The 22670-nt window shown below is 60.5% G+C and carries 20 protein-coding genes and 1 pseudogene; 11 read left to right on the top strand and 10 right to left on the bottom strand.

Annotation, left to right across the window (positions count from 1 at the left end):
* Nucleotides 1–810: inositol monophosphatase family protein (locus tag VBE63_RS12895; protein ID WP_323683436.1), on the bottom strand; the 810-nt coding region annotated here is incomplete at its 3' end.
* A gap of 318 nt (nt 811–1128) precedes the next feature.
* On the opposite strand from VBE63_RS12895, the gene VBE63_RS12890 reads away from it, so the two are divergent.
* Complete coding sequence (locus tag VBE63_RS12890; protein ID WP_323683435.1) at nt 1129–2886, top strand: lytic transglycosylase domain-containing protein; 1758 nt, start codon at nt 1129–1131, stop codon at nt 2884–2886.
* Nucleotides 2887–3006: 120 nt separating this feature from the next.
* A complete protein-coding gene (locus VBE63_RS12885; protein WP_323683434.1) occupies nt 3007–3618 on the top strand; it encodes a hypothetical protein in 612 nt (203 codons plus the stop codon).
* Nucleotides 3619–3621: 3 nt separating this feature from the next.
* Here the strand turns inward: VBE63_RS12885 and VBE63_RS12880 are convergent, their stop codons facing one another.
* On the bottom strand, nt 3622–4548 hold the full coding sequence (locus tag VBE63_RS12880; RefSeq protein WP_323683433.1) for a sulfite exporter TauE/SafE family protein: 927 nt from the start codon (nt 4546–4548) through the stop codon (nt 3622–3624).
* Between VBE63_RS12880 and VBE63_RS12875 the strand changes: the two genes are divergently transcribed.
* On the top strand, nt 4533–5435 hold the full coding sequence (locus VBE63_RS12875) for a complex I NDUFA9 subunit family protein (RefSeq protein WP_323683432.1): 903 nt from the start codon (nt 4533–4535) through the stop codon (nt 5433–5435). The two genes, VBE63_RS12880 and VBE63_RS12875, sit on opposite strands and share 16 nt — an antisense overlap.
* Before the next feature lie 3 nt (nt 5436–5438).
* Here VBE63_RS12875 and VBE63_RS12870 read toward each other — a convergent pair whose 3' ends face one another.
* Nucleotides 5439–6803: a class I SAM-dependent methyltransferase gene (locus VBE63_RS12870; RefSeq protein WP_323683431.1), complete on the bottom strand. Its 1365-nt coding sequence runs from the start codon at nt 6801–6803 to the stop codon at nt 5439–5441.
* Nucleotides 6804–6880: 77 nt separating this feature from the next.
* On the opposite strand from VBE63_RS12870, the gene VBE63_RS12865 reads away from it, so the two are divergent.
* Both VBE63_RS12865 and VBE63_RS12860 read left to right on the top strand, forming a co-directional pair.
* Nucleotides 6881–7813, top strand: coding sequence for a pteridine reductase (locus VBE63_RS12865; protein ID WP_323683430.1), 933 nt, complete (start codon nt 6881–6883; stop codon nt 7811–7813).
* A 43-nt stretch (nt 7814–7856) separates the two neighbouring features.
* Nucleotides 7857–8351 (top strand): DUF2452 domain-containing protein, encoded by a 495-nt coding sequence (locus VBE63_RS12860; RefSeq protein ID WP_323683429.1) that lies wholly within the window; start codon nt 7857–7859, stop codon nt 8349–8351.
* Nucleotides 8352–8429: 78 nt separating this feature from the next.
* On the opposite strand, the pseudogene VBE63_RS12855 reads toward VBE63_RS12860, so the two are convergent.
* The 5 genes and pseudogenes from VBE63_RS12855 to VBE63_RS12835 form a co-directional block, all read right to left on the bottom strand.
* Nucleotides 8430–8633, bottom strand: a pseudogene (locus VBE63_RS12855) (CHASE domain-containing protein); the annotation flags it as partial.
* A 69-nt stretch (nt 8634–8702) separates the two neighbouring features.
* Complete coding sequence (locus tag VBE63_RS12850; protein ID WP_323683428.1) at nt 8703–9614, bottom strand: hypothetical protein; 912 nt, start codon at nt 9612–9614, stop codon at nt 8703–8705.
* Nucleotides 9611–10255: a hypothetical protein gene (locus tag VBE63_RS12845; RefSeq protein ID WP_323683427.1), complete on the bottom strand. Its 645-nt coding sequence runs from the start codon at nt 10253–10255 to the stop codon at nt 9611–9613. The genes VBE63_RS12850 and VBE63_RS12845 overlap by 4 nt, the downstream gene beginning before the upstream one ends.
* Nucleotides 10256–10275: 20 nt before the next feature.
* Nucleotides 10276–11196 (bottom strand): hypothetical protein, encoded by a 921-nt coding sequence (locus VBE63_RS12840; RefSeq protein WP_323683426.1) that lies wholly within the window; start codon nt 11194–11196, stop codon nt 10276–10278.
* A gap of 161 nt (nt 11197–11357) precedes the next feature.
* A complete protein-coding gene (locus tag VBE63_RS12835) occupies nt 11358–11441 on the bottom strand; it encodes an ATP-binding protein (RefSeq protein WP_323683437.1) in 84 nt (27 codons plus the stop codon).
* Nucleotides 11442–11599: 158 nt separating this feature from the next.
* On the opposite strand from VBE63_RS12835, the gene ribF reads away from it, so the two are divergent.
* The 3 genes from ribF (at nt 11600) to VBE63_RS12820 (ending at nt 13337) form a co-directional block, all read left to right on the top strand.
* Nucleotides 11600–12541: a bifunctional riboflavin kinase/FAD synthetase gene (gene ribF, locus VBE63_RS12830; RefSeq protein WP_323683425.1), complete on the top strand. Its 942-nt coding sequence runs from the start codon at nt 11600–11602 to the stop codon at nt 12539–12541.
* Nucleotides 12542–12630: 89 nt separating this feature from the next.
* A complete protein-coding gene (locus tag VBE63_RS12825) occupies nt 12631–12885 on the top strand; it encodes a FitA-like ribbon-helix-helix domain-containing protein (protein ID WP_323683424.1) in 255 nt (84 codons plus the stop codon).
* Nucleotides 12882–13337, top strand: coding sequence for a type II toxin-antitoxin system VapC family toxin (locus tag VBE63_RS12820; RefSeq protein WP_323683423.1), 456 nt, complete (start codon nt 12882–12884; stop codon nt 13335–13337). Before VBE63_RS12825 ends, VBE63_RS12820 begins: the two co-directional genes overlap by 4 nt.
* 33 nt (nt 13338–13370) lie before the next feature.
* On the opposite strand, the gene mtgA is transcribed toward VBE63_RS12820, so the two are convergent.
* Nucleotides 13371–14072 (bottom strand): monofunctional biosynthetic peptidoglycan transglycosylase, encoded by a 702-nt coding sequence (gene mtgA / locus VBE63_RS12815; protein WP_323683422.1) that lies wholly within the window; start codon nt 14070–14072, stop codon nt 13371–13373.
* 141 nt (nt 14073–14213) lie between these two features.
* Nucleotides 14214–15599, bottom strand: coding sequence for a porin (locus VBE63_RS12810; RefSeq protein WP_323683421.1), 1386 nt, complete (start codon nt 15597–15599; stop codon nt 14214–14216).
* A gap of 772 nt (nt 15600–16371) precedes the next feature.
* On the opposite strand from VBE63_RS12810, the gene VBE63_RS12805 reads away from it, so the two are divergent.
* From VBE63_RS12805 to VBE63_RS12795, 3 genes are all read left to right on the top strand, one after another.
* A complete protein-coding gene (locus tag VBE63_RS12805; RefSeq protein WP_323683420.1) occupies nt 16372–17502 on the top strand; it encodes a glycosyltransferase in 1131 nt (376 codons plus the stop codon).
* Nucleotides 17495–18646, top strand: a complete 1152-nt coding sequence (locus VBE63_RS12800) for a glycosyltransferase (RefSeq protein ID WP_323683419.1) — start codon at nt 17495–17497, stop codon at nt 18644–18646. The genes VBE63_RS12805 and VBE63_RS12800 overlap by 8 nt, the downstream gene beginning before the upstream one ends.
* 342 nt (nt 18647–18988) lie before the next feature.
* Complete coding sequence (locus tag VBE63_RS12795) at nt 18989–22612, top strand: SBBP repeat-containing protein (RefSeq protein WP_323683418.1); 3624 nt, start codon at nt 18989–18991, stop codon at nt 22610–22612.
* Nucleotides 22613–22670 lie beyond the last annotated feature (58 nt).

The following is a 22670-nucleotide window of genomic DNA, read 5'->3' as shown; positions in this document are numbered from 1 at the left end:
CGGTGGCAGGATGCGGGCTTGCCATTGCTGGAGCAGGTCCTCGTTCGCAGCGCCGAGGGCTAGGCGCTTGGCGAGTGTCAACGCCGATTCGGGTTGGGTGCTGCCAGGTGCGAAGAGTCGGGTTGCTGCGCCTGCTTCTGTTGCGATCAGACGACCGGCGGCATGATCCCAGAGCCCTTGGCCGCCATGCAGATAGAGCTGAAAGCGACCGGCGCCAAGCCAGCACCATTCCAGCGCCACTGCGCCGAGATTGCGCTGGGAGCGAAATGAGTCAGCGCCGAATAGTCCGGCGATTCGATCTTTCGGCAAACGCTTGAAGTCGATCATTGCCAGGCAGTCACTGAGCTGCTGACCAGGGCTGTAAGGACGGATCGGCTCGCCGTTCATGAACGCCCCTTGGCCATGCTTCGCACTAAAGCACTCATCGCGCAGGGGGTCCAGAACAAGGCCAAGCTCGACTTGACCTCCGCGCAGCAGGGCCAACGAGACGCAAAAGCCGGGGAAGCCGCAGGCAAAGTTGCTTGTGCCGTCAATCGGGTCCAGGCACCAAAGCGCGGCGTCTTGGTCGTCGAGCAGGCGCTGCTGCTCGGCGTCGGACATCTCTTCCCCTAACAAGGGGATGTCTGGCCAGCGCTCGGCGAGCGTTGTCAGGAGGCCTTGCTGAACGGCAAGATCGGCTTCGGTGACCAAGCTACCATCGGCCTTCTGGTTCGCTGGCAGATGGCCGAAGCGCGGCATGAGTTCGCGTTGCGCGACCTCCCTGAGCAATAAACTCAGGGTGTTGAGATCGGGTGGGTCGGATCTGGCCATGATGATGCTGAGCGGTGCTGGTTACCAGGGGGTTGCGAGAGTCAGATGAACGCTATTCGACGCAAATCAATCGGGGCAGAGCCAGAAGGCGGTGAAAATCGCCCTGCGCAGTGGCGTGGAAGGGTTCGATTACGCAGGATTTTTCTGCCGATCGCGCTGGTTCTCCTCGCCCTCGCCGGGCTGGCCCTGATGGCGCCGTCGCAGTTTACGGCGACTGAAGATCAAGAGGCTGACGCGCGAGATTCTAGCCCTGAGATCGACCAGACGGCCGAAACGGAAAGAGCATCGTGGCTCACCCCTGGCACTGAGCCACGGTCCATGACAGCTGACCAGGCCTTCGTTGATCTTCGAGCGAGGCTGAATGAAGCCGATGCGCAGGAGGTGCAACGCTTCTTGGCGCGTTATCAGGGCACGGCGGCGGCAGAACGCTTGCGCGAGCAGTGGCTGCGTCGGCTGGTGCGTGAACAGCGTTGGTCGGACTATCTGGCCGCGCATGCCGATAATGGCTCCACTGAGCGCGACTGTTGGTATCGGCGTGCGCTGTTTGGCACCGGTCGCGCGGCAGAGGCCTTCTCAGGGCTTTCGGAGCGCTATCTGACTGGACGCTCCTTGCCCTCGGACTGCGATCCGCTGTTCGCGATCTGGGCCGAGGTTGGTGGGCTCCGGAGTCCTCTCGTCTGGGCCCGCATCGAGCGCGCCTTGCATGCGAATAATCCAGGGGTGGCGGCCTTTCAATCGCGCTATCTGCCTCAGGAGCAAGCGCCCTGGCTTGAGCTGATGTTGGCGGTCCATCGGCGCCCTGGGCTCTTACTCGAGCAGCCGATCACGGCCGAGCGGGTGCCCGATGAGGCTCGGCGACAGCAGATCCTGGTCTATGGTCTACAGCGGCTCGCGGCTGAGGCGCCGAGTAAAGCGGAGCAGCTGCTGGCCTCGATCGGGGCGGCTGAGCGTTTGCCAGTCCGGCTTGCGGAACGCGCTGATGCCGCCGTCGGCAGCGCCCTCGCGCGGACAGGTGATCATCGAGGGCTCGATTATCTCGCGCGGCTCGAGCCTCGGTTTGACAATCAAGACCTTCAGCGTCAGCGTTTGCGTCTCGCGCTGAGGCTTCGTGCCTGGCAACCGCTTGCGGACTGGTCGGAGCAGCTGCCGTCAACGGCCGACGAGCTGGGCAAATGGCGTTACTGGCGGGGTAAGGCGCTGATGCAGATCGCGTCCGGTCCTGTGGAGCGCGCCGCAGCCGCACATGCCTTTGCCTCGGCCGCCGAAGAGCGCACGCTCTGGGGCTTTCTCGCGGCGGAGCTGATTGGACGTCCGCCGGCACTGGCGCATCAGCCAGCGCCCGTCGACGCGCGCGCGCTCGACCAACTGCTAGGCTCCGACCTGGTGCAGCAGCTGAAGACGCTCAAGGCGCTTGGTCGCGATGCTGATGTGCGGCGCGAATGGCTCGACCTGGTGCGTGTGATGCCCCCCGAGCAGAAGCTGGTGGCTGCGGTTGCAGCGGCTGAGCTCGGATTTGCCAACGAATCGATTCTGGCGCTCTCGCAAGCAGCCTACTGGGATGATCTTAACCTGCGGTTTCCCCTCGCCTATGCCGAGCAAGCGCGTCAGGCCGCTGCCGAGCAGAAGCTGGCGTTGGATTGGGTCTACGCGGTGATCCGCCAAGAGAGCGCCTTCGATCCGGGCATTGCCTCTCACGCCGGTGCTGTCGGCCTGATGCAGCTGATGCCACCGACTGCTCGCGAGGTGGCGTTGAAGCGCGGACTGCCGGAGCCCGAGCGGCGGGATCTGATCGACCCCGCGCTGAACATCTCCCTGGGTACGGCCTATCTCGCGCAGATGCAACGGCGCTTCGGTGGCCATCCGCTGATCGCCAGCGCTGCCTACAACGCCGGTCCTACAGCGGTCAGCCGCTGGCTGCCAGAGGAGCCGATGCCCGGAGATCTCTGGATGACCGAGATCCCCTACGCCGAGACGCGCCAGTATGTGCGACGGGTGTTGACCTATCGCGTCTTCTATCGGCACCGACTGGGACTGCCGCCGTTGCGCGTAGGGGCCATGCTACGAGCAGTTCAATGAGCCGGCTGGAGATGCGCAATTTGAAAGCATCAGGCACGCTGCTTAATCAGTGACCTCTGTTATGCTGATCCGTTGTCATGGGTTGTCATCCTGGTCTCAAGCCTTATCCCTAGCCTTGTCATGCGTTTTCCCGCCCTGATTGCCCTAGCGCTCAGCTTGTCGGTGCTGCTGCCCGCAAGCGCTTTCGCAAGCGATGCGGCAGATGTGATGGCCAAGGCAATGGCACGCATGATGGAGGCGATGGGGCTGTTTGATGGGGATTCTGCCCCGGCAGTCCCGGCGATGCCGTCGATGATGCCGGGCATGGGCAATGTCGGCTATGGTCAGATGCCCTGGAGTCAAATGCCTTGGAGCCAGATGCCAGGCTATGGCGCCTTCAGCGATCCGATCACCGCCTTCGGCATGCAGGGCATGCCCAACGCCCCGATGGCGACTGCCATGGCTTGGCCCTGGGGCGGCGGTAGCAGCGGGTTGGACGGGATCTGGGAGGGTCGCGATGGAAGCCTGATGATTCTCCGTGGCCAGCGCTTCCGGTTGCAGGCCGCCGAGGGTGGGCATATCGAAGGTCTTTTCCAGCGCCGCGCTCAGCGCATCGCCTTCTATGAGCCTAGCAGCGAGAGCGTTCGCGCCTATGAGCTCGCTGAGCAGCAGGGACGTTTGGTCCTTCGCGACGCAGCCGGCAGCACCTACCTCTATCGCCGCCTCTGGCTTGACGAGCCTGCGGCGCCATGAGCCTTAGCCGCGCAACAGGCCGATACCAACCAAGAGCAGCAGCACCGCAAACACCCGCTTCAAGGTCAGGGTCGGCAGTCGGTGGGCGAGCCGCGCGCCTAAGTTCGCAAATGGCATGCTGGTGGCGACGATCGCCAGAGCGGCTGGCCAGTAAACGAAGCCGAGGCTCTGTGGTAGCAGCCCAGCGCGGTCCCAGCCTGAGAGCACGAAGCCCAGGCTGCCGGCCGCCGCGATCGGCACACCGCAAGCGCTGGCAGTGCCCACGGCGCGCCGCAAGGCAATGCCATGGCGAGCGAGGAACGGCACCACCAAGATACCGCCACCCACGCCGAGCAAGGCCGCTAGGGCACCAAAGCCAATACCGGTTCCGAGCAGTCGTGGCCGCGCTGGAAAAGGTGTTGATGATCTCTGCGGCTTGCGCAGCAGCATGCGCGCCCCAGTGTAGAACAAGAACAGGGCGAAGAGACGCTGCAGCCAGAGCGGTGCAATCGCCCCGCCGAACAAGGCCCCAACCCCTGCGCCGATGAGCAGGGCCGGGCCGAGCACGCCAAAGACCGACCAGTCAACCCCGCCACGGCGATGGTGGGAGTAGGCCGAGGCTGAGCCAGTCGCGATGATTGTGGCCAATGAGGTCGCCACGGCCTGATGCGGCACCCAGAGGCCATCGAGATGCAGGTCACTGAAGACGGCGATCAAGGCCGGCACAATGAGTGCGCCGCCGCCAATGCCGAGCAGTCCGGCCAGTAGTCCGGCGACTGCGCCAGTGGCGAGGTAGGCGATGAGAGCGAGTGGGTCCAGGATGGCTAGCGTCAATTCAGGGAGCTGATCGGGCATAATACGCGCCCAGATCGCCCGCTGTTCCACAGCATGGGCACCAGCCTCGCTCGATAAGAGCGCGAGTTCCAAGGAGTCCGATGAGAACCAAGACAATTTGTATCCTCGGTGGCGCTGGCTTTGTTGGCCAGCATCTGGTCCGACGACTGGGCGCGGCCGGTTGGCAATGTCGGGTGCCGACGCGCCGTCCGCATCGGTATCCTGAGCTCAAGCTCATCCAGCACCTTAGCCTAGTCCCGGTCGATCGCCTTGATCAAGCCAGCCTGATCGAGGTGCTCGCTGGTTGTGATGCGGTGGTGAACCTCGTTGGTATCCTCAACGAGCAGGGTCGCACGACCTTCGAGGGCGTCCACCTCGAGCTAGTGCGTGGGCTGACTGCAGCAGCGCAAGCGGCTGCTGTGCCGCGGCTGATCCAGATGAGTGCGCTGAATGCGGATGCGACCGGTGGCAGTAGTGCCTATCTGCGCTCCAAGGGCGCCGGTGAAGACCTGGCGCATCAGGCCGCGGGCTTGCAGGTCACCAGCCTGCGACCCTCGGTGATCTTTGGCCGCGGTGATCGCTTCTTCAATCGCTTTGCGTCTTTGCTGGAGATGGCGCCGGGCCTCTTCCCACTGGCCTGTCCAGATGCGCGCTTTGCGCCGGTGTGGGTGGGTGATGTCTGCGAGGCGATCTCACGCGCATTAAGGGAGCCGAGCAGCATCGGCCGGCGCTACGATCTTTGCGGGCCGCGGGTGTTCAGACTCGAAGAACTGGTCGAGCAGACCGCGCGCTGGATCGGCAAGCGCTGCCTGTTGATCAGACTCAATGATCGCGCCTCGCGTTGGCAGGCGCAGTTATTCGAACGGCTGCCCGGCAAGCCCTTCACGATGGACAATTATTGGTCGATGCAGACTCCGAGCGTCTGCGCTGAGCACGATGGGTTACTTGAGCTGGGTATCCATCCAACGGATATCGAGACGATTGTGCCAACCTATCTGCGCTGAGGCCTAGCAGTTGTTGCGGTGTTCACCTTTGCCGCCTGGCTGCTGGAGCCTGGCCCTCAGGTCGCGCACGGCAAAGCCGCTGAGCGCCAGCCTGTCGAGTTGCTTGCTCAATCCGAGCACCTGGAAGCGTTCGCCCATCAGGCTTGGCAGCAGCAGCTGCTTGGCGCCAGCGGTTAGGGAGAGCATCGCGGTTGGATCATGATCAGCCGCCTCTGCAATCAGCGCATCGATGCCGCAGCCGATGAGAAAGTTGGCCTGGGTGGTATAGCCGGCGAGGGTCAGCCCGGCTGATGGCCCGGCCTCGGCGAGGGCGCTGAAGTCGACGTGAGCAGTGAGATCCTGCAAGCCGATGTCCCGATAGGGATCAGCGTGCGCTTGGTGGCGGCTGTGGCACATTAGGGTGCCTTGGTTGCGCTCGGCCAGATAGAGCTCGGTGCGCGGATAGCCGTAATCGATGACCAAGATCAGGCCCCTGCCGAGCATGGTGCCGAGCGCTTGGGTCCAGGGTGCAAGCCGAAGGTTGATCTCGGAGCGGTAGCCGGGCTGGGTGGCGAGGCCTGCTGACTGCAACGCTCGGACTGCCTGCTTCAGTGCCGGCGATGCCGATGCCGAAAGGCGATCGATGAAGCGTCCGTCATCGCCATCGGTGCCGACGCAGACTTCTTGGATCTGCCCCTCGTCGCCGATCTGGAAGCGATTGACCGGCATGGCGTCTAGGACCTCATTGGCGATGACGATGCCATCAAACCGTTCCGGCAGGCGATCGAGCCAGTAACAGCGTTCGAGCAACTCGGGGACGCGCGCGGCGAGGGTTTGGTACTGACGCTGCGCCAGATCGGGACTCGGCTCCAGAATCAGATAACGCTCTGGCAGCGGGCCTTCGTTGGCAAGGCTAGCCAAGAGTTCAGCGGCTAGTGCCCCGGTGCCGGCGCCGAGTTCGAGTAGGTCGGCGCCGCTGCTTGGCGCCGTGCCGCTCGCTTGTGACTCACTGCTATGGCCACAGATGGTAGTGGGGTTAGGGTTGCCGTTGCCTGCGCCTGCTTCGGCTCTGTGGTTGCTGGTGCTGCCGGTGCCGGTGCTGTGACCGCGGTTCTGCATGCGATCCCCCTCGAGGGTGTTCAGCACCTCGCGACAGGCGACCGCGAGACAGCGTGCGAATAGCGGAGAGATCTCGGGTGCGGTGACAAAGTCGCCTTCCGCCCCAAGCTTTGCGGCGCCGGCAACGTAATAGCCAAGCCCTGGCGCATAGAGCGCAAGCTCCATGAAACGGTCGAACGCGAGCTGGCCGCCCGCAGCCTTGATCTCGGCGCGGATTAGTGCCTCAATTGCCAGGCGGTGTTGGTTGACATGGTCTTCGGCATCAACCATCGGTAGATTCCATCAAGTCCAAGGGATTAGCGAGAGGGTCGTTGATGTCGCAGAAATCGCCTGCCTGGAGAAATCGATTGACTAATCAGCCAGCAGCCCATTCAGCGAGCGCAGTGCGCGGCGACCGAGCGCAAGACAACCCGGCACAGGACAACCCATCGCAGGACGACTCATTGCAAGACAAGCTAGCACAGGACATGTCAGCACAGACCAATCCATTGCAAGACAAGCCAGCGCAAGATGACCCAAGGCAAGGTCGCTCAGGGCTTGGTTCGCTCAAGGGCAAGGTCGTCTTGATCACCGGGGCGGCGCATCGCATTGGTGCGCGGATCGCGCGACTGCTGCACGCCGAAGGCGCCCATCTATCGCTGCATTATCATCAGTCTCGCGAAGCCGCTGAGGCCCTACAACAGACGCTCGAGCTGGAGCGCAAGGGGTCGGTGCAGCTGGTGCAAGCAGACCTCTGCGATATCTCCGGCCTGACGACGCTGATCGCCGAGGTCGAAGCCTATCATGGTCGTCTCGATGTTCTGGTCAACAATGCCTCCAGTTTCTATCCAACGCCGCTCGAGGAGGCGACCGAGACGCAGTGGGAGGATCTGCTCGGCTCGAACTTGAAAGGGCCGTTCTTTCTGACGCGAGCGGCCGCGCCCCTGCTGCGCCAGAGCCGCGGCGCGGTGATCAATCTGGTCGACATCCATGCCCAGCGCCCGCTCAAGTCACACCCGATCTATTCGATCGCCAAGGCCGGCAATGCGATGATGGTGAAAACGCTGGCGCGGGAACTTGGCCCCGAGGTCCGGGTCAACGGCATCTCGCCGGGCGCCATCCTCTGGCCGGAGCAAGGGCTCTCAGCCGCGACCAAGGATGAGATCCTGTCGCGCACCGCGCTTGGGCGCGCGGGGGCGCCAGACGACATCGCCCGGACCCTACTGTTCTTGGTGCGCGATGCCGATTACATCACCGGCCAGATCATTGCCGTGGATGGTGGCCGCACCTTGCAGCAATGAACACCGCCAGCCAGCCATCGACCCATCAACGAATAGGCATCCAATGACTGACGAGAAGAAGGCCCTCCTGCATCAAGGTTCTGAGCGAAGCTCGCCGTACCCGGTGAGCCGGCTGGCGCCAGCATTCCAAGCCCCAGCCTTGGCTGAGGAGATCGAGCGTGCCGAGTCCATGCTCAGCGCGCGCACCAGCGCCAAGCTGCGCGTGATTGCAGATCAGATCAAGGCGTTACAGGCCGAAGCGCGCAAAGCCCTGGATGAGGCCCGCGACGAGCATGCCCTCACGCATGCCGACTGCGCCTTCAAACGCCTGCCAGGGAAGATCTACCATCTTTATCGCAAGCCCGATGGCAAGCGCTACTTTTCGATGCTCTCACCCGAGGACTGGCGCGGCGAGCCGCCGCACCCCTACTTGGCCTCGTATCGACTCGAAGCCGACTATTCTTGGACCGCGCTCGACGATTTGGATCAGGCCGACGACACCGGCGATCTGGTGCAGCAACTGCTGCGTATTGATAGCTTGTCGCGCAACCTCGGCTGAGACTGAGAGCCACGCCGGCTCAGGCTGGGCGATTCTGGTGACGTCCACGTTGACCGTTGCGATTGGCTTGCCATCGAACAGCCGCAGGTGGATCTGGCCCTGATCGGCGCCGAGGATGCCACGCAGAAAGTCCTTGACGCGAAACGGGCTGTAGACGAATCCGAGTAGGGCCGCGCGGCGCGCCAGCTCGGAAAACATGTCGTAGCCAAAGGCGCGTTGATTGCGCCAGTCGAAGGGTTCGAGGTCATGGTGAGGATAAGCGAGAGCGCTAGGAGCACCCAGGCCGTGCTCGGGTCATGCAGCGCCCGTAGGGGCCAATGTAGGATTTTCAGTGCAGCCTCTGAGTCCCGTTTAGTCCTGAGCGAGGCGCTGTTGCACGGCAACCGCGACTTGGTGACATTCACGCGGGTGGTAGCGCCGTGCGGTGCTCACATCGAATGGCAAGGTCAGGTCGAGGCTTGCTGCGAATGCCTCTAGCGCGAGGTCGCACAGGCGCCGCCTCGGCACGGCTCCGGAGGGCACCCCCCCTCCGCCGGCGATTGGGCGCTGGTCGTCGAGATGCTTGGAGAGTTGTAGTAAGGTCTCCCGGTCTTCAATCTGATCGAGAACCGCGAGCAGGAAGACTTGCTCGGAGAGGTCGTCTTGCGCAATGACCCTGCGGATTGCCGGTTGGCTACCAGCGGCTCCAAGCCGCAATAACGCGACCCGCGCCGGCAAGGCGGCGGATACCAGCGGACTCCAGGGGTGGAGCTTCACCGAGAATGGATTCTGGAGAACGGACTGCAGAGCGTCGAGAGCGGCTGTGTTGGTAAAGTGACCCAACATCAGCAGTGGTGCTGCTGAGCTATTGCCGCGCTCTAGGCTTGTGAGTAAGGCCGAAAGCGATTCATCCGTCGGCGCTATTGCTCCAAGGTCGCAGTGCGCCATGAGGGCAAAACCAGCGCGCGATCGGATATCCGCGGATGGGTCAGCTAGGGCGCTTACCAGCGCGTTGCAGGCCCGCGTTCCTCCAAGCGTCGATAACAGGGCTAGGGCCTCCCGACGCAGGACCTCCTGCGGGCTTGATAGGTAGGGTTGAACCGCGTTGACGATGGCTTCGCCGCGTTGGGCAAGATCCGATACCGGGCCAAAATCACCGCGCTCCACGGCGGAGAATGCCTGCTCGACGGCTGACTGCTGCGCTGCCGCATCGACTGGATCACCCAGTAAACCGATGACAAGCGGTGCAACAATCAGCGCGACGAGCAGCCTCTGCAGGCTCATTGCGGAATCGACCCCTTTATCTGCGCCAAGACTTCCTGACGCTGCGCTGCGCTGTAGTGGCCGTTCGCATCTTGCTGAAAACTGACGCTGAGACCCAGCCTGGTGATGAAGGCTTCAGTCGCCACGTCTTGCAGAAGGCGAACGGCGGGGGGGGCTCCGGTCGGATCGACCGGGATTTCTCGATCGTCGTTCAAGGTTCGACTGAGCGCCTGTAAGACTTCCGGTGAGTCGATATCACGCAAGACAGCGACAAGAAAGGCGAGACTGGCCAGGTCGCCGGCTTCAATCGTGCCAAAGATTCGGGCCCTGGCAGCCGGATCACCGAGACGTGACAGCGCGACATCCGCCGGTAGCCGCACAGGAACTTGCTCACTCCAGGGCTGAAGCCTTGTCATCTCCGTGTCATCGGTGGTGGCCGCCTGCTCCAGAGCCGCGGTCGCAGCGGTGGAAGTATCGTATCCAAGGAGCAGGAGTGCCGCGGCCGAACGGTTGCCATGCGCAACGCTAGCGCGGATGGCCGAGCAGAGGTCAGGCTGTGCCGCGCAGACTGGAGCTGCTGCACTGTTCCAGAGGTTAAGGGCCGCTTGCATGGCGATTTCAGGGTCGCCCTGAAGGTCTTCGATCAGTGGTTGCGCATTCATCGGCATCTCCCTGTCTCGGCTTATGGGTTCATGGTGTTCACGTCGGCTTTCGGCAGGTGGATTCCACGCACATCGGTAAAGCCGTACATGAGCTCACGTTTTCGCGCCGCGATGTACTGATCCGGAACGCCCAGGTGGTGGCCAATTTCGTGGGCCATGGTTTCTCCGTCTTGGCGGCCGGCGGCGTCCTCGTAAATGACGTTGCCGTTGAGATAGCCAGCATCGGTGTGGTCTATCGACGGCGTGTTGTCCTGTTCGTAGCGCCAAACCAAGAAGATATTGACATCAGCCGCGGCATCTCCGGTCGCGGTCACATCGTCCCATTCGTGCTCGGCTGCGGGGACGCCTGGCAAATGGCTCGAGAAGCGGACGACATCACCGAGATCCTTATTGACGGTGACGTTGCGCGCCTGTCGCTGCGTCACTTCAATGTTGGCCTGATTCTTATAGATGAGATTGATCATCCAGAGCCAGTTTGCTGTTTGCGAGGTATTACGCCGAGTTCGATGGCCCGCGTTGTCGCGAACAAAATTGAAGGTGACGGTGACCGATTTCTTATTTTTCGTATCCACTTCCAGTTCGACGACGGTTGCAGCCCCGCGCTGTGCTCGAATCCGTGCGTTTCCTTTGCTGATGCCACTCAATTTGAAAAACCGATCGCCAGCCATAAAAGGCCGCCGGTTATCGGTCGGTAGCTGACGGGCCTGCACCTCTTCGACGGTGACCACACCGGGATTCGTACTGGAGATGTTAAGTCCAGCACCGTCACGCAGGATGACGTAACGCTTGCCGGCAACAGGGACCATCTGCCAGCGTGGTGCCGGGTCGCGATCGAAACCTTGAATCTTAAACGCCTGTTCGAAGTATGCCGCCATTGCAGCTAGCCTCCGTTTTCCGGCCCGCTCGCGCGAACCGTTCGGTTGATCAAGGACGCTTTCCATCCTGAGTTTACTCAGCTCTGGCGGTTGATGTGAAGTTTGTTGTGGCCCGAGACATTTGTGCTGTCGCGGTCTTCAGTGCAGTCAGCAGTGCGAGACCGAGTTGCCGGCAGTTCCACCCAGGCCGCGAGCCCTGCATCCGGCCGATTCTCGAGCCAAACCTGCTAGCCATGCGCCTGCGCGCGCTGTCTGACGATGGCGAGCCCAAGCCCAGTGCCTCCAGTGTTTGGGCTGCGGGAGTGCTCCACCCGATGGAAGGGACGAAAGACCGCTTCCAGCTCGGTAGTCGGGATGCCCGGCCCCAGGTCCAAGTTGCCTATCAGATGCGTCTTCCCGCCGCGCAGTGAACGGCGGCGCCCCCTATAATCACCCTCTCTCGCTTAACTCAACCGATGGACGGATGGGCATGCGGCTGATTCGGGGCCTTCATAATCTGCGTGACCAGGATCGCGGCTGCGTGGCGACCATCGGCAACTTCGATGGCGTTCACCTCGGCCATCGCGCGGTCTTTCAGCGCCTGCTCGCGCAGGGTGCGGCGCTCGGGCTACCGGCCACGGTGATCACCTTTGAGCCGCAGCCGATGGAGTCTTTCGCGCCGGCGGTCGCTCCGGCACGATTGACGCGACTGCGCGAGAAGGTGGCCGCCATCGCTGACGATGGGATCGAACGCATCTTGCTGCTCGAGTTCGGCCCCCAGCTGGCCGCAATGGCCGCGCGCGACTTCATCCGGCGCGTGCTCGTCGATGGACTCGGGGTGCGCTTCCTACTGGTCGGCGATGATTTTCGCTTCGGCCACAACCGCTCGGGCGACTATGCCTTACTCGAGCGCGTTGGCGCCGAACTACCGCCCGATCAGTGCTTCGAGGTGGCCAATCTGAAGACCATCACGCACGAGGCGGAGCGCATCAGCAGCACCCGAATTCGGGAATTGCTCGCCGCCGGCGATTTCGAGCAGGCCCGACAGTTGCTTGGCCGCGGCTATCGGATCTGCGGCCGCGTCGGGCATGGCGACCGGCGCGGACGCACCATCGGCTTTCCAACCGCCAATATCAGCCTGCATCGGCGCGTGAGTCCGCTGCGCGGTGTCTATGCGGTTCGGGTGCATGGGCTGGCCGAGGCGCCCTGGCCTGGTGTGGCGAATATCGGACGCCGGCCCACGGTCGCGGGCACTGATGAGCGGCTTGAGGTCCACCTGTTCGATTTTGATGGCGATCTGTACGGCGCCCATCTGCAGGTTGAATTCCTGTTGCGACTGCGCGATGAACAGCGGTTCGACTCCTTCGAGGCACTCAAGGCGCAGATCGCCCGGGATGCGGATTCAGCCCGCAATTGGCTTGCCGGCTCCTGAACGCGCTTGAGCCCATACGCCCTTGTCCTTGCATGCAAAAGATGCATGCACTCATCCGCGGATTAATGAGAGATTGAGGAGGTCAGCCAATGGCCATGTTGACGGTACGTCAAATCGATCGCGAGGATAAGGAGTGGCTTCAGCAAGAGGCCGCACGGCAGCGACTGTCAATGGAGGCGCTGGTCAGGCAATTGATCCACGAAAAGCGTCAACAATCAACGAAGAAGGCCCAACCGTCTGAGATCGTGCGCCAGTACTTTGGCCCAGAGCGCGGCATCGACCTAGGGGAGCGCGGTAGATTCGGATTCCAAGCGTCGAATCTTGAGGATCTGGAATCTACGTGAACGGCAACATCTATCTGCTGGATACGAATGTTGTCTCCGAGCTGATGCGACCAGAGCCAAGCCCTCTGGTGCTCGGCTGGATCGATAGCGTGGGGATCGGCGGCCTCGCAATATCGGCGATCACTCGCTGGGAGATCCGCTACGGACTAGCACTGCTCGCGCAAGGCAAACGCCGCGAGGATCTGGCGCTCCGCTTCGATGGGCTAATAACCGATCTCTTCGGTGCCGGCACGCTTGACTTCACATCGGCAGCTGCCGAGGCCTGCGTTCTGATCATGGCTCGAAAACGCGCCTTGGGAGAGTCTCTCGATGAGCACTTGCCAGACGCCATGATCGCCGGCATTGCCTCCGCTTATGGAATGACTGTCGCCACCCGCAACCGTGCAGAGTTCCGCAACTGCGGACTAGCGCTGGTCAATCCTTGGGACAGCTCTAAATCGCAGCTTTCCTGAGGTGCCTGCGCGCGAGTGCAGCTCGCCAATGTGCTAGAGCCGATCCAAATAAGTTGGGCCGCCGAGATTGCGCATCTGGCGCTCGATCCAGGCCGCCTTGCGGCGCACCTGCGGTGAGGGTGAGTCAACCCGATAGATCAGCGGGTTCGGCAGCACGGCCGCAAGCAACACGGCCTCTTTCGCGCCCAGGGTCGTCACCGGACGATCGAAGAAACGCCAGCTTGCGGCGCCGACGCCGTAGGTATCCGGGCCGAATTGGGCGATATTCAGATAGACCTCAAGGATGCGCGCCTTCGGCCAGAGGGCTTCAATCATCAGCGTCAGCGGGACTTCCAGAGCCTTGCGCAACCAATCGCTATTAGGCCAAAGAAACAGATTCTTTGCCGTCTGTTGCGAGAGCGTACTGGCACCGCGTAACGAGCCGCCATTGCGCCAGCTTGCAAGCGCCTTGTTCAACTCTATCAGATCGAAACCGGCATGCTCCGGAAAGCGCTGATCCTCGGCGGCGATCACCGCGAGCTTGACCTTGGAGGGGATCAGGTCGGCCGATATCCATTCATGGTAGAGCCGAGGCTTGTCATTCGCTGGATGATCAGCCGTGATCCAGTGACGGATCATAAAGGCGGAGGTCGGGGGATCGACCCAACGTAGCAGCAGGATGACCAGCATTGCGAGAAGGAGCAGCGTCGCAAAGACCGCCGTCAGTATCCACAAGACGCGCTGAGCCAGTCGCATGAGGTTTTTGAGGAGAGATGCCGATCCCTAGCCTTATTGTCGCACAGCAGGGCGTCGTCGCTGCCAGAATAGCAAGATGTTGATCAGTGATAAAAAAACGGGGCCCAAAGGCCCCGTTTTCGACACAGAGACTGATCGAAATCAGAAGCTGTGGATCATGCCAGCAGAGAAGCCACTCCACTCGATACCGGGATATTCCGGCATACCACTCAGGTCGTCATCAACCTGGGTGTAGAGCACATAAGCCTTAGTACGCTTGCTGAAGTTATGATCAAAGCCGATCGCCCAGGTGTAGCGGTCGCCTTTGAGATCGCTCTCGAGATTATTTAGCGAAACTACGTCACGGGTCCGACCCAAGACCTTGGAGTCAGTACGATCAGCTGAACCGTACATCGCCTTTATCGTGTTGTTACCAAAGGCATAAGCGGCTTGAATCTGCCAGAGATCCTGTTTCTCGAACGGACTGGCGCTCCCAACCTCGACGACGCCATCTGAATTGATGGTGGTTAAAGCTGTCCGCTGCTGACCAGACGGCAGATTTTCCTGACGCTCCCAAAGGGCGGTCAGGGTAAAGCCGTTAAAGTCCAAGAGGCCGAGACCGATACGCCACTTGTCATAGGAGTCGCTAATGTAGTTGCAGCTCAAGGTCTGTAAACCATCGGCGTCAACGCACGCGCTCCTTCCAAGAATGCTTGTCTGTGAATCCATGAACATATCACTGTCCAGGGACTCATAAGCAACAGACGCGTAGAATGGGCCGTTGTTATAGATACCCGCTAAGGACCAAGCGCCTGCCAATGAATCTTCATTGACATTCGCGCCAGCGCCAGCGGTTGCGCCGCCGCCAGCGATGATGGCGCCCATGAATGAGAAGCCCGAGAAGCTCGGCGAGATATAGGCAATAACATTATCGGCACGGATGTCGTCAAACCCGACGGTTCCGTTGTAGTCCGCCATGGTGTCGCTGAATAGGTCCAATTTACCGGTGGAGATCTTCAGCGGAGTGTCGTGACGACCGACCAGCGCCGTACCCCAGTTACCGGCCAAGCCGACGAAGGTGTTACGGTAGGTAATAGAGTCACTATTGCTAGCAACATTACCATTGGTGTCGCTTAGGTTGATCCCAAATTCGACTTGGTAGATGGCTTTGAGGCCGTTTCCAAGATCTTCTGAGCCCTTGACGCCGATCCGGTTAGCGCGGGATGCACCTGGAATATAAGTGTTGCCTCTAGAAATACCCCAGCCTTTGAAGTCCTTGCCGCCGGCGACAATCGGATTTCCACTGGCGTCGAGATAAACTGGGCCAGAAGTCGGATTCAGTGTGCCATCTGGGTTAACACTGTTCGGATCGGCATAATAGCGTGCTAATGGGTTACCGTTAGCGTCAACACCACGCACGGCCGCATCCGTGACATCGGCATAGTCGATAGAGACATGCAACTTGCCATATAGGGTCGCCTCGGCCATCGCGGCGGCCGGGGCGGCCATCGCGGCGGCGATGGCCAGGGTCAGAATCTTTTTCTGCATCTTGATCTCCGCTGTGTTGTGAATAAGACGAAAGATTGCACCAACCTTCCGCAAACGTGCCTTGCAACGGAAATAGTAGACTAGCACGGCACAGCTCGCAACAGTTTTTTTGAAAAAAGAGACAAATTGGCCATAAGTTGCATCTTAGCAACAGTCTTGCCTGATGGCGGCGCAGCCCGTCCCGCCAAGAAGTGGTCTGTCGATAATAATCATTGGCTTACTAAATACTTGGCCGGGGCCGGAACTGCGAAGATCTAGGCTCCTGATCCCCTCGAGCCACGCCGACCTCGCGATCCTGGCGCGGCTGACGCCTGCTGCTGGCTTTGCTCCTGGTCTTGGCAGCTTGTCCGTTGCTCACCTGGCCACCCCGCGCTCCATGCAACAATGTCCTCGCTGATCCTGTCCTTCGGTTGAGGCCCTTGCTGCCAGGATTTGGCGATCCTGCCGAAGTCGCCCAGCTGTACCTTAGAATGGTCTAAGCAAAGAATACCCTAGCCAAGTAGAACGCCAGATCGAGTGGTCGCTCGCATCTGCGTTGGGATTTGCTTCAAGGCTATACTGAATAGATGGATCAAGACAGCATGATACCGCCGAGCCCAGCATCCCAACCTGCGTCTTTGCCGGACGCCATCGCGGCGGCCTCGAGCGATGCTTTGGCCGGACTCCGAACGCTGCTGAGCGGCTCCGCTTCGCCCGGCGGACCGGGCGCGATCCTCGCCTTTGAACCCTAGCGCGAACATCAGATGAGCAGATCGCTCAAGACCGCCTGACCATGTCGGCTCCCGCAACCCCACGCGAGCCCCGCTTCGGGCGCGGCGCCATCCTCTACGACTTTCTGCATTGCCAGGGAGGCGCCGAGCAGCTCAGCCTGGATCTGCTCGAGACCTTCCCAGGGGCCGAGCTTTGGGTCGGCTATCGCGATCAGCGTTGGTTTCCCGACCAACGCCTGCATGGTGCCCGGCTCCGGGATCTGCATCTGCCAGCCCGCTTTCCTGGTGGCCGCACCCTATTGGGCTTACTTGGCTTTCGCGTCCGCACCCGCCGGCTCGCAACCTATGACTGGGCCCTCTTCAGTGGCTCGGTCACCGTCGAAGCTGTTCACCAGCGACCGCAGGGGCGCAACCTTTACTACTGTCATACGGTGCCCCGATTCGCCTACGATCTGCAACAAGACTATGCGGCTCGCCTACCCCGCGCGGCCCGCCCAGTCCTGGGCGCTGCTGCCGCCGGCATGCGCTATCGCTATCAAAAGGCGCTCGCCAAGATGGACCTCATCATGGCTAACTCCGAGAATGTGCGCGCCCGGCTCCAGCGCTATCTGGGACTGGATGCCCGCGTCATCTATCCACCCTGCGATACCCAGGGACCGCGTTGGCTCGGCCAAAACGACGACTACCTCTCGACAGCCCGTCTGGAGCCCTATAAACGGGTCGATCTGCTCATCGAGGCCTTCCGCAAGCTCCCGGGACACCAACTCTGTATCGCATCCGGTGGGAGCGATGAGCGCCGTCTTCGACGTCTTGCCGCAGGCGCAGCCAACATTCGATTTACCGGCTGGCTCGACGGATCGCACTTAAGGTCTCTCATTGGCCATTGTATCGCGACAGTCTACGTGGCAAAGGATGAAGACTTCGGCATGTCTCCGGTTGAATCCATGGCCGCAGGGAAACCTGTAATCGGCGTGGCCGAAGGCGGACTGTTGGAAACGATCACCGATGGCGTGACCGGGCTCCTGATTCAACCACCGCTGACAGCCGACAAGGTCATCGAGGCTATCCTTCAGATCAGCCCCAGCCGAGCCCTTGAGATGCGTCAGGCCTGCGAGCAGCGTGCCTGCCTCTTCAGCAAAGAACTCTTTGCTCAGCAGATGCGACAGGCCGTCGCTGAGGTCGCGCATGTCTGAAGCAGACGACTCGCTGAAAAGGGCAGGGAAACCGCGACCGATTCGTGTTCTGCAAGTCTATCGCACCTATTTCCCCGACCCTCAAGGCGGTCTTCAGGAGGCCATCCGTCAAGCCTGCCTGGCGACTCAGCCTTTTGGCATTCGCCATCGCATTTTCACGCTCAGCCCGGCGGCCCAACCGCGCATCATCCGCCGCCCAGAAGGCGTTGTTTATCGCGCTGATCAGCATCTCGAGATCACCTCTTCCGGCTTTTCCCTCTCAGCGGTCGCGCCCTTTCGCGCCTTAGTCCAGTGGGCCGACGTCGTCCATTATCATTTTCCCTGGCCGTTCGCTGATCTCCTCGACCTGCTTGCCCGCGTTGATAAACCTCGTGTCGTCACTTATCATTCAGACATCGTGCGCCAGCAGTTCTGGCTCCAACTGTATCGGCCTTTGATGCGGCATTTCCTGAATCAAGCCGATCGCCTGATTGCCACCTCGCCCGCCTATGCCGAATCCAGCAGGGTCTTGCAGGACTATCGCGAGAAGCTCGAGATCATTCCCCTTGGTCTTGATGAGCGCGCGTTCCCTGAGCCGAGCACAGAGGAGATCCATGCGACGCGTGAACAGTATGGGCAAGACTATTTTCTCTTTATCGGCGTCTTGCGCTATTACAAAGGTCTCGACACCTTGCTGGAGGCCGTGCAAGAGAGCCAACTCCAGGTTGTCATTGTGGGCGACGGCCCTGAAGGTCAGCGTTTACGGGCACTCGCGCGGGTGCGTGGTCTAGGCAACGTTCAGTTTGCCGGCATCATTAGCGATCAACAGAAGGTCGCGCTGATACGCGGCTGCCGCGCGATCGTGTTTCCCTCTAACGCACGCTCTGAAGCCTTCGGGATCACCTTAGTCGAAGGTGCCATGCTCGGCCGCCCCTTGATCTGCACCGAGCTCGGCACCGGGACAACCTTTATCAACAAGCACAACGAAACCGGTCTTGTTGTCGCGCCAGATGATGCCAGCAGCCTTCGTCAAGCCATGGAGCAGCTCCATGCCGACCCAGCACTCGCCGAACAATTCGGCCGCAACAGCCGCCAACGCTTCGAACGCCTGTTTTCGGCCCAACCCCTCGGGCGAAAGCTGTCAGCGCTCTACCGGCAGCTTTAGGGAGGAAGCCTGAGACCCCCCGCGATTGAGAAGCAGCCGACGGGGCATCCGCGACAACCCATCGCAACCAACCAGTGCGGATCTCCTCTCTCCAGAGCGACTCGGGAATCCTCTCCCACCGTCGCCCAATGCGACGCGCCTTGACTGATCGGCCTCCAAGTTGCTGCAGCGCTATCCACTTCCACTGAGTTGGGGCGAACTCGCTTTGACCCGCCCGCCTTGGCGTGCTAAGACTAACAGTGTTCCCGCATGGGAACGCAGGGAGGCCTTGGCGATTGGGTATCAGCGACCCCACGCATTCGCTTAGGTCCACGAGCAAGCCATTCTTTGGAGGCACGCCTCATGTTCCATCCGCTCCGATTGCCAAATCGCGCGCGCGCCCTGCAGGCGCCCGCCAAGTCCGCCATCCTCCGCGCCCCCATTCAAATCATGCTTTGCAGCGCCGCTCTGCTGTTGGTACTCGCCATCTCGCCGCTAGGCGCGCTGGCGACTAACGAGGCCGCTACTCAAGCCATGCCTGCGACGCTGTTCACGTCCGGCAGCGCCAAACCGCTGCCCCTGCAATTCGTGCCCAATATCGGCCAATGGCAGCAAGAAGACCTCCTATACCTGACCCGCGCCGCCGATGTCGACGCGCTGTTCAAGCGCGACCACATCGAACTGCGCGGGCGCGACCCCGAAGGCCAGAGCACACTGCGCCTGCGCCCGCTCGGCGCCGAGACCGCCGACCTGCAACCCGGCGCCAAGCGCGTCACGGTGGTCAATGACTATCGAGGCCAAGACCCGGCGCGCTGGCACATCGGCATCCCGACCTATGAAGACCTGCGCTACGTTGGCCTCTACCCCGACATCGACCTGGCATTGCGCACCCACGAGCGTCAACTCGCCTACGACTTCATCCTCCATCCCGGCGCTGATCCAGCGCGCATTCGCGTTGCCGTCGAGGGCGCGCAGGCGCTGAGCGTCGAGCCCGACGGCAGCCTGCTCGTGACCCTGGCCGATGGCCGCATCCTGCGCCAGCAGGCGCCGTTTATCTATCAGGAGCGCGACGGGGAGCGCGAGCCGGTGAGCGGGCGGTTTCAACTGCTGGCCGCAAATGCGAGCGAAGATTCCGCACCGGTGTATGGCTTCGAGGTCGGTGACTATGATCCGAACTGGGTGTTGGTGATCGATCCTACGCTGGAGTATGCGAACTTCGTCGGTGGCTCCGGTGATGAACGAGTCAGCGGGATGCATGTAATGACCACCGGAGAGGTGATTGTTGTTGGAACCACATCCTCAGCTAATTTTGCAGAAGACTCTAATCCGCGCGAAATCGGCCCTGAAGATGGAGATGGAACGGTGTCTCTAGGACGAGATAATGGATTCGTCTATAAGGTGAATACAAACGGGAGTTTAGCATTTGTCACATTGCTTGGCGGTGGCAGCAGTGATGCTCTACATGACTTGGCGGTTGATAGCTCTGACAATATTTATGTCGCTGGCTCTACAAGCTCTAATGACTTTCCGCTTGTTAATCCGCTCTTCGGGGTGCTGACCGGGCGCTCGGATGCGTTCGTCACCAAGCTTAATTCCACTGGTCAGCTTGATAAAACAACTGGTTTTTCGACCTACTACGGCGGAAACGGTGAAACTTCCGCGAATGCTGTCGCGATTGATGATGTCGGCGATATCTATATCGCTGGCGTCACCGCAGCGCCCGACCTCGTGCTGCGCAATCCGCTTTACCCCACGCTCAGTGGCGGCCGCGGCAAAGATGGTTTCATTGCTCAGTTTGCGCTTAATGGGAATCGTGCGTCGCTCGAATACGCAACCTATTTTGGCGGCTCGCGCGATGACAGTATCGATAAACTCATCGTTTCAAACAGTCTCGACACTGCCGGTAGATCACTTGCTTCTGATACGGGTGATCTCTTTTTCGTCGGTCGTACAGCTTCGCCTGCTACTGATCGCAACGATAATCCCGACTTTCCTCGCAAACATGCCTTACAAGCAGAGCTTGGTGGTCGTCAGGATGGCTTCCTCGCCCGTATTGCGCGTGGTGGTCAAGAGTTGGTTTTTAGCACATATGTGGGTGGCTCGAATGAAGACGTCATCGCCGACTTTGCGATAGATGCCGAAGGCAATTACCTCCTGGCAGGTTATACTAGCTCAGCAGATTGGCCAACGCAAAATGCGATGATTCCTGACTATCCTGCAGGTAGTCGTAACAAAATGGGAACACTTGCGAAGATCGATAAATCCGGACGCTTCCGGCACTTTGCGACCTATCTTGGCGCTGCGGGTAACGATCAAGCGCTTGCCGTTGCTGCAGGAAAAAATTCAGATGGCGAAGATGTTATCTATGTTGCGGGCATTACGGACTCGAATGCCTTCCCGACTCAGAATGCCTATCAAGGCTACCATGCTGGCAATGGTGATGGGTTTTTAGCCATTCTCGACGGGAGCGGCCAGGCGATTCGCAACTCCAGCTATTTCGGTGGTGGTGCGACCGACGAAATCATCGCGATCAGGCCGGCTGATCCAGTCAGCGATTTGTCGGTGAGCTTTGCTGGCAATACGCAGGAATTGCGTTCCGGTGCACCATTTCCAGATGATTCAACACAAGATTTGATCGCACCGCATGCCGGTCGTCTCGATACCTTTGTCGCACAATTGGACCTTGTTTCCGCCGATCTAGGGCCACGGCTGCCTGTGTTATGGCTTGGTTCGGATGATGATGCTACTAATCCAATTTATAAGTCTGACACGATTTACCCTCCGTCAGTAAATGGGACCCCTGCTATCGGATTTGTGCTGCGTCTCGAAGACCGCCCGGCTCTGGCAAAAGGGATCATCTCATTCTCGACTCGCGTCTCCTTTGATCCCGAGGTACTAGCGAACCCGGACCTTGATTGGGAGAACACCGATGGCAGCTCTATTTTAAATGATCCTAGCATCACAAAGCGCTTCCAAACTCTTGGCGTCAACCCGGATACTGGCATGGAAGAGTGGGAGATCAGTGTGTTTCAGCGGGACAATGATGCGACTCGCATAGATACTGGACTCGATGATGATCAACTGGCAACCATCAGCTTTTCTTTCGTTCCTGATCAAGCTGACATTGCCCCTCAAGAGGTCGTGGTCAGTCTTCAAGAGGTCGCTTCAGCGGCAATTGAAGGGGATTTGGACGCTGTCATTTCTGGCCTGCCTGGTACGCGATTCGTTGATCGGCGCTGTAACGATATACTCGGTGATTGCGACTGCAGCGGCCAGGTGCAATTGTTCGAGTTACAATCCGCCGAAACTTACTTTACAAATGATCCCGCTGCCGCACCTATCTGCTTGAAAAGTAACTATGTTTCCATGACAGGTACGGATCTCGATACTGTTGTCACCACTAACTATCTTGGTGGAGTGACAGAGCCTGATGCCAGTGGTGGCGGAGGCAGTGAGGAAGGCGGTGAATTAGGCGTCAGCGAGTCCATGGGCATGGGGACGCTGGCCGCTTCTTCGGCGCACGGCATGAGCCTTGGCACTTCGACCAGCGAGCGGCTCGATTTCGTCTCCCCGCAGATCAGCGGCAGTACGGTCTCCTATGACCTGATACTCAACGCCAGCGAGGAGCCCTCAGTCCTCTCGGCTGACATCTACTATGATCCAGCGCATGTCGAAGACCCCTCAGCCATCACCGGCACCGCGCTATCCAGTGTCGGCAAGCAGGTCGTCTACAATGTAGTCGAGCCGGGCTGGCTGCGGCTGGTGGCCTACGGCATCAACCGAACCACCATCCCCGACGGGATTCTGGCAACGGTCGAGCTAAAGCTGGCACCAGGCAGCACCATCGATGATCTGATGCTGGAGATGAAGGCTGCGGCGGCGATCCCGTCACTGGGGCACGATATCGATCTGCACAGCAACGGGGTTGAGGACGGCCACTTCGTTATCCAGATGGTGTCCGACGGCGGTGCTCGGGCTCGGCATTGACCTCTGCCACCTTCCTGCCTCGCCTACGGGCGGGGCAGGATACGGGGATTGGAAAGAT

The organism is Lamprobacter sp. (assembly GCF_034860625.1).
In the GTDB taxonomy this organism is placed as follows: Bacteria; Pseudomonadota; Gammaproteobacteria; order Chromatiales; family Chromatiaceae; genus Lamprobacter.
Note: the sequence above shows the minus strand (reverse complement) of the source record. Positions and strands in the feature narration are given on the sequence as shown.